Source organism: Cupriavidus sp. 8B, from assembly GCF_054589115.1.
This window is the reverse complement of record NZ_BAAILO010000139.1, coordinates 21,230-27,229: the sequence shown is the minus strand read 5'-3', so window position 1 is coordinate 27,229 and position 6,000 is coordinate 21,230. Positions and strand designations below refer to the sequence as shown.

8 protein-coding genes and 1 pseudogene are annotated in these 6,000 nt (G+C 65.8%); 4 read left to right on the top strand and 5 right to left on the bottom strand.

Translation table 11 applies throughout. The features are described 5' to 3' along the window. Positions 1-115: 115 nt before the first annotated feature. Positions 116-1,420: a DUF2325 domain-containing protein gene (locus ACYP5B_RS14660; protein WP_459570199.1), complete on the bottom strand. Its 1,305-nt coding sequence runs from the start codon at positions 1,418-1,420 to the stop codon at positions 116-118. 167 nt (positions 1,421-1,587) lie between these two features. Between ACYP5B_RS14660 and ACYP5B_RS14655 the strand changes: the two genes are divergently transcribed. Beyond that, entirely contained in the window at positions 1,588-1,944 is a 357-nt protein-coding gene (locus tag ACYP5B_RS14655) for a gamma-glutamylcyclotransferase family protein (RefSeq protein ID WP_400096565.1), read from the top strand. Between the two features lie 75 nt (positions 1,945-2,019). Here ACYP5B_RS14655 and ACYP5B_RS14650 read toward each other — a convergent pair whose 3' ends face one another. After that, complete coding sequence (locus ACYP5B_RS14650; protein WP_459570198.1) at positions 2,020-2,346, bottom strand: hypothetical protein; 327 nt, start codon at positions 2,344-2,346, stop codon at positions 2,020-2,022. Positions 2,347-2,350: 4 nt separating this feature from the next. Then, positions 2,351-2,485, bottom strand: a pseudogene (locus ACYP5B_RS14645) (LysR family transcriptional regulator); the annotation flags it as partial. Positions 2,486-2,633: 148 nt separating this feature from the next. On the opposite strand from ACYP5B_RS14645, the gene ACYP5B_RS14640 reads away from it, so the two are divergent. Then, on the top strand, positions 2,634-3,062 hold the full coding sequence (locus tag ACYP5B_RS14640; protein ID WP_400096567.1) for a TOBE domain-containing protein: 429 nt from the start codon (positions 2,634-2,636) through the stop codon (positions 3,060-3,062). A 24-nt stretch (positions 3,063-3,086) separates the two neighbouring features. On the opposite strand, the gene ACYP5B_RS14635 is transcribed toward ACYP5B_RS14640, so the two are convergent. Then, the gene (locus ACYP5B_RS14635) at positions 3,087-4,103 is read right to left on the bottom strand and encodes a molybdopterin-binding oxidoreductase (RefSeq protein ID WP_400096568.1); all 1,017 of its coding nucleotides are present in this window, start codon (positions 4,101-4,103) and stop codon (positions 3,087-3,089) included. A gap of 204 nt (positions 4,104-4,307) precedes the next feature. On the opposite strand from ACYP5B_RS14635, the gene ACYP5B_RS14630 reads away from it, so the two are divergent. Continuing rightward, positions 4,308-4,634, top strand: coding sequence for a winged helix-turn-helix domain-containing protein (locus ACYP5B_RS14630; protein ID WP_400096569.1), 327 nt, complete (start codon positions 4,308-4,310; stop codon positions 4,632-4,634). Positions 4,635-4,643: 9 nt separating this feature from the next. On the opposite strand, the gene ACYP5B_RS14625 is transcribed toward ACYP5B_RS14630, so the two are convergent. After that, a complete protein-coding gene (locus ACYP5B_RS14625) occupies positions 4,644-5,138 on the bottom strand; it encodes a hypothetical protein (RefSeq protein ID WP_400096570.1) in 495 nt (164 codons plus the stop codon). Between the two features lie 365 nt (positions 5,139-5,503). On the opposite strand from ACYP5B_RS14625, the gene ACYP5B_RS14620 reads away from it, so the two are divergent. After that, positions 5,504-5,872 (top strand): hypothetical protein, encoded by a 369-nt coding sequence (locus ACYP5B_RS14620; RefSeq protein WP_459570197.1) that lies wholly within the window; start codon positions 5,504-5,506, stop codon positions 5,870-5,872. The last annotated feature ends 128 nt before the right edge of the window (positions 5,873-6,000 follow it).

The window sequence follows — 6,000 nt, the reverse complement described above, 5'->3', positions numbered from 1 at the left end:
CCCCGCGCTCGCATAGCGTGAGGACGTCCACTGCGTAGGGACTCCCACCCTCTCCCCCAGCCCCCGCTCGGCACTGCCTCCAGCTATCGCTCGCGACGGTGCACGGCGGACGTGGCTAGCCGCCGGCGGCTACAGCGACAGCCCCTGCTTCTTCCCGCGCCGACACGCTGACGCGCGTCGTCAGTTCGACAAAGCTGGCCACGCTCGCGGTGCGCAACGGATAGTAGGCCACCTGGTGGCGCTCACAGACGCGCTTGAGCATGCTCATGGAGTCATGGTCGATGCAGTCGACGGGAAACACCACCATGTCCGCGCGGGCCACGGTTGCCGCCAGCAGGCCCTTCCTGTCCTCGATGCCGCCATCGTGCAGCACGAGCTGGCCGCCGGTGGACTCCACCAGCGATTTGAGCGTGTGGTTGGAGCCGGGGCGTCCGCCGACATAGACAATGCGCTTTCCCCGTAGCTGGCGCAGCCCTGCGTGGCGCTCCTCTCCCGGTGCCGCGGCGGGAAGCATGGCGCGTTCCATGGCTTCCGATTCGGCACGGCTGAATTGCAGCTGGGCGAGTGCGTCGTCGAGCTGCGCGCGTACGGCCTGCAGCTGTTCGTGCTCGCGCATGGCGCGCTGTTCCGCGGCTTGGCGGCGGCTTGCCTGCAGGGCGAGGTTTTCATCACGGGCTGCCAAGGCTTCTCGCAGCGCTTGTAATTCCAGCTCCGTATCGCGCGGCCCCGTTTGCCGGTCCGCGCGCGTGCTCAGCTGGATGAGTTGGTGGGTCATCTGGCCGATCGTCGTCTCGTGCCGTGTGCTCATTTCCTGCAAGCGTTCCTGCTGGCGCTCGAGCTTGTCCCGCAGCGTGGCGTTGTCTTCTTCCAGCGCGACCAGCCGGCGGATGTCCGCGCGGTTGGCCGCCCCTACCAGGTGCGACAGCATGTGCACCTCGCCAAACGCCGCCTGGCGTACCGCGGTGCTGGCGTCCGGGTGCGTCATCACGGCCCAGTAGGCCGGCGGGATGTCACCGCTGCTGACGGCTTCGTCCCAGAGCTTGCGCACGGCATCCGCATCCTTGGCCGCGCCAAAGCGCCGCAACGCATGTGCGTAGCGCTCATCCAATGCCTTCTGGAACGCCTTGCAACCTTCGCCGCCGGCGCTGGAGAGCTTGACCGCTTCGTGGTGGATTTCGAGGTCGGTGGCGCGCTGCCGGTCCAGCGTGGTGAAGCGCGGCACCAGCTTGCGCAGCTCGCTGGTGGTCATGCAGGTGCCGATCACCGAGCAGTGCAGGTGCGAATCCAGCTCCGCAAGGCGCGTGCGCCGCCGGCCGCCAAGGCTCTGCGGCTCGGCGGGCGGGCAGCACGGTGGCTGCTTGTGGCCAAGCGCCGCCTCAATGCCATTGGGGCGGGCAAGGCGAAACGGCGGCGTATGCATGCGTACCTTCCGTGGAATCCTCGTTCAGTCAGCGAAATATATCATTGAATATAACGGGTGTGGAGCGGCAACATAGCGCCTTGCGCGCTCATCGGACATGGATGCCATCGACAACCGGCCATGGCCTAGAATTGCACCGCCAGACTGACTGATCAAAAGGAGTGGACATGATGGGCGATGGAAAAGATACGGCAGTACTGCTTTTTTCCTATGGGACGCTGCAGGACAAGGCGGTGCAGATCGCCAACTTTGGACGTGAGCTTGTCGGGCGCCATGACGCCATCCCCGGTTACTCGCAGTCGCTTGTTGCCATTGCCGACCCCGGCGTGGTCGCAACAAGCGGAAAGACGCATCACCCAATCGTCCAGCCCAGCTCGGACCCCAACGATGAAGTACCCGGCATGGTCTTCGAGATCACTGCGCAGGAACTGGCAGCCGCCGATGCGTACGAGGTATCGGACTACAAACGCATCTCGGTGACGCTGAAGTCAGGCGTTCAGGCTTGGGTCTATGTCCGCGCCTGATCCTGATTGGCTCGGGGCCTGATGCGCGCGAGCGCGTCGCGCCGAATGCGGCCAGCGCCCGCGCGCATCGCCCGCTCAAGGCGGCAGCGCCGACATTTCCTGCAGCAGCGGCGCCTTGTCGCTGACCGCGGAGCCGACCAGCGCGAAGCCGATGGTGCGTCCCGTGGCCGGATCGGCGCAGATGGCCCGCACGCTGTTGCGCACGTCCTGCGGGTGGACCACAACGGCCCAGGCGCCGCTCGGGTCAGTGGGCCGCGCGATCACCGCCGGGCTTGCCGGCGTCTTCAGGCTGACCGGCATCACCGGGAAGACCACGCGCTGCGGATCGCCCGCCAGGGTCTGCGCCAGCGCGCGCGCGGCGTGCATGATCGGCAGCACATAGGGCTGGATCTGCCCGTCCATTTCCGCGCAGGCGCCGCAGTGCAACACTGATCGACGGCTGTGACTGGCCCAGCAGGATCGCCGTGCGGGAGACGCTGCATTCGGTCGGCAGCGTGTGCAGGACGCGGAGCAGCTGGAGGTCGAGCGAGGCTTTGGACATCACGGTCTGGAAAGAAGGGTTATCAGGAAGGACGGCATGGCGAGGGGATCTGAACGCGCTATGATCTGCCGATCAGGCACCCGGGCGCGACAGGCCGGGACCCATGCGGCCGGGCGATGGCCGCCGACATGACGAGGCGTGAACAAAAATGAAAACCAGCGCAAGAAACCAATTGAGCGGCAAGGTCAGCGCAGTCCACAAAGGCGCGGTGAACGACGAGATCGAGCTTGAGATCGCGAGTAGCGTGCGGATCGTTGCCACCATCACCGCCGAGAGCACCAAGCGGCTCGGGCTGGCCGTGGGCAAGGAAGCCGTGGCGCTGATCAAGGCCTCGTCCGTGATCGTGGGCGTGCCCGACCCGGACATCCTGCTGTCCGCGCGCAACCAGCTTGCCGGCACGGTAGCGGGCATCAAGATCGGCGCGGTGAATGCGGAGGTCGCCATCGGCCTGCCGCAGGGCGGCGAGATCGTGGCCATCATCACCAACGACAGCGTGACCAGCCTCGGGCTGGTGCAAGGCGGCCCGGCCGTCGCCATCTTCAAGGCCTCCAGCGTCTTGCTGGCCGCGCGCGCATAAGCGTGGATAGGCGCGCAAGTGCGCCTATTGGGCAGCCGGCGCCGCGAACACTTCCAGGCTGATCAGCTTGGAGACGTAGCGGCCCGCCTTGCCATCGTTGGGGATCACCAGCCTGGCAAAGCCGTTGGCGCCCAGCGGCGCACCATCCATTGCATAGGCGATGAGGTCCGGCTGGTTGCCAAAGCCGGGCTCGACCTCGCCCAGGGCGATCAGGGTCTTGTAGCCGTCGCTGCCGGTTGCCACCACATACATCGCCAGCACGTCGTTCTTCACCGCCGGGTTGGTGGCGAGGCCGACCGTGGTGTTCAGGAAATCCCGCAGGCTCACGCCCGTGTAGGTGTTGGCGCCCACCGTGCGCGTAACCACCGGCAGGGCTTTCAGGGCAGCCAGGTCGAACGTGCCAGGCTGCTTGACCGCGCCCGTCACGGTGAGGAGGGTGGACGGCGCGCCGCCCGTGCCCATGGCTGTGGAGCCGGACGCGCGCGCATCCAGCCGCAGCAGGCCGGAGACATAGCGGCCGCCCTTGCCATCGCCCGGCGCGGTCACGCGCAGCAGGCCATCGGCCGTGAGTGGCGTCGCGACGCCATCCACCATTTCGCTATGGACGACCTGGCTGGCCCGGTTGCCGAAATCCGGCTTGATCTCGCCCAGCGAGAACACCGCCTTGCAGCCATCGGCGCCAGTCGCCAGCACGTACTTGCCGAGCACGTCGTTCTTGACGGCGGCATCCACCTGGATGCCCATGCCATTGAGCAGATCCCACAATGCCGTGCCCACATAGGTGTGGGTTTGCGCACCGGATCCGCTTGAGAAGCTGACGGCCTGGATGGCGGCCGGACGCGCCTGGAGTTGCGTCAGCGTCAGCGTGGCGGGCCGGTCCAGCGCGCCGCCAACCTGGAGCTGGCGCTCTGCCTGGACGAGCGGCGTGACGGTTGCCGCGGTGGCCGGTGTCTCGGCATCGGAGCCGCCGCAGGCCACCAGGAGCAGTGGCACAAAGGCGGACCCGAGCCATACGGACACCGGACGTTTCAACGTGACCATGTGGATCTCCCCAAAAGCTTATTTCTTTTCGTTATATTCGCTCTAACATAACGCTTTTCGGATCGTATGCGGATGCCCTCATGCGCACTATCGGCTTGCGCGCATATTCCGCTGGATAGTCGGCCGGGGTACCATCCCGCCATGGTTAAACTTGCTCGCTCCCGAACCTCGGTCAGCCCGGATACGCCGCAGGCGCTGTTGCGCATGCGCGTGATGCTGGGCGATACGATTGCCATTGGCCCCGGCAAAATCGCGCTGCTTGAAGCGATCCGCGCATGCGGTTCCATATCGGCCGCGGCGAAACACCTCGACATGTCCTACAAGCGGGCCTGGGATCTGCTCAACGAGATCAACCGCTCGTTGGCCCAGCCGGCAGTGGATTCGGAGCATGGCGGCGCGCAGGGCGGTGGCACCGTGCTGACGCCGGTCGGCGAGGAAATGATCCGGCTCTACCGCGCCGCGGAGCAGCGCGCGGCCAAGGCGTGCGAGGCTGAGGTCAACGGCTTGATCAAGCTGCTGGCCAAGGCTTGAACATCCGCCTCAAGCCTGCCACTGCCGAACCTCGATACTGCTGACCGCCAGCGCCTGGCGCGGGCCAAGCTTCAGGTCTCGCAGTGAAACCATGTGGAGCCCGCCAAGGTCGGGGTCAAACGCAACACCGTCCTCCTCGACCACCAGGATCACGCCGCTGCCCACCGCCGTGTTGTACAGCTCGTGCCAGGTGAACAGGCACCGGTAGCCGTCTTGTGCGACCACGGCGATCACGCTCTGCTTGCGGCGCCCGATAGGCAGTGCCTGCATGCCGGCGAGGTCAAGCAACTGCGTCACGCGCACGCCACGCCAATGCCGCACTTCACGGACATGGCGCCCCGAGTAGCATTGGATGGTTGCCGGCCCGCCCACCACGTCGGCGCAGCCCGTCAGGGCCGCCGCATCCAGGCTGAGCGTTTGCTCCAGCCCCGAGATCGTCAGTGCATCGGACTGGTATTGCCGCACCTTGCTCTCGCCGGTGCTGGCGGACAGCGCTTCATTCACGGAACTCTCTCCTTCGGTGGCCAGGGCGCCTGCTTTGCCCAGCGTTATATACATCGCTATATTTCGGTAGCAAGGGCATGGTACGGGGTTCGAATACGCGGATCAAGTGGCGGCCTGCGTTGTTGGATGGCCGGTGACTCGGGTGACTCCGGCGACATTTGGGCTATGCTTGGTGCAACGCGCGCCGCACATTTCACATGGAAGAGCCATACCGCATGCAAGAGCCCAAAGCCACGATCTCCCCTCCCCAACTTTCTGAAGCCGGCCGAACGCTATGGTCAAGGGTGGGATGGATGCGGCGGCGTGAAGCGGTGAATGCCGCTGGCGCGGGCACAGCCTGGTGCAACTATGGATTCAGCGCATTGATGCTCGCATTGCATGCGGCAGGCAGTTTTGCCACTGCACCGTGCCCGCCCGACGCGCCATGCGGCCCGTTGCCGCCGGATTTCAAGGTGGCGATGTACGCATCCCTCGTTGCCTTCCCGATGGCTTGCGCAAAGCTGGATCCCGCGAACGCGCAGCGCTACAACGCAGCCCTGGCGACGGAACTTGGCAAGCTGGATGCTGAAGATCAGGAGGCCATGAACGCGGCAAAGGGCGACCCCGCCTTGCCCGCGATGCTGAGCGCAGCGTCGAAGGCACTCGAGGCGGAGCAATCGCCGGAGCGGCTTGTGCGCAAATGCAGCCGCGCGCTGCAGCGCACCGAGGCAGCGGCACCTGGCAGTCCGAAGTGAGCGCAGGCAAGAACATGGGCCATGCTTTGTTACTTCAGACGCCTTGAGTCCCCCACCGCGATGAACAATACTGGCCCGTAGGCCGCTCCGGCCGGAGCCGGCCGGTTGTGTTTTCCGCATGCACGGAA

Excerpts from the sequence above, each read along its gene's own strand:
- ACYP5B_RS14660 (WP_459570199.1), bottom strand. The coding sequence starts at position 1,420 with ATGCATACGCCGCCGTTTCGCCTTGCCCGCCCCAATGGCATTGAGGCG.
- ACYP5B_RS14655 (WP_400096565.1), top strand. The coding sequence starts at position 1,588 with ATGATGGGCGATGGAAAAGATACGGCAGTACTGCTTTTTTCCTATGGG.
- ACYP5B_RS14650 (WP_459570198.1), bottom strand. The coding sequence starts at position 2,346 with ATGGACGGGCAGATCCAGCCCTATGTGCTGCCGATCATGCACGCCGCG.
- ACYP5B_RS14640 (WP_400096567.1), top strand. The coding sequence starts at position 2,634 with ATGAAAACCAGCGCAAGAAACCAATTGAGCGGCAAGGTCAGCGCAGTC.
- ACYP5B_RS14635 (WP_400096568.1), bottom strand. The coding sequence starts at position 4,103 with ATGGTCACGTTGAAACGTCCGGTGTCCGTATGGCTCGGGTCCGCCTTT.
- ACYP5B_RS14630 (WP_400096569.1), top strand. The coding sequence starts at position 4,308 with ATGCGCGTGATGCTGGGCGATACGATTGCCATTGGCCCCGGCAAAATC.
- ACYP5B_RS14620 (WP_459570197.1), top strand. The coding sequence starts at position 5,504 with ATGCTCGCATTGCATGCGGCAGGCAGTTTTGCCACTGCACCGTGCCCG.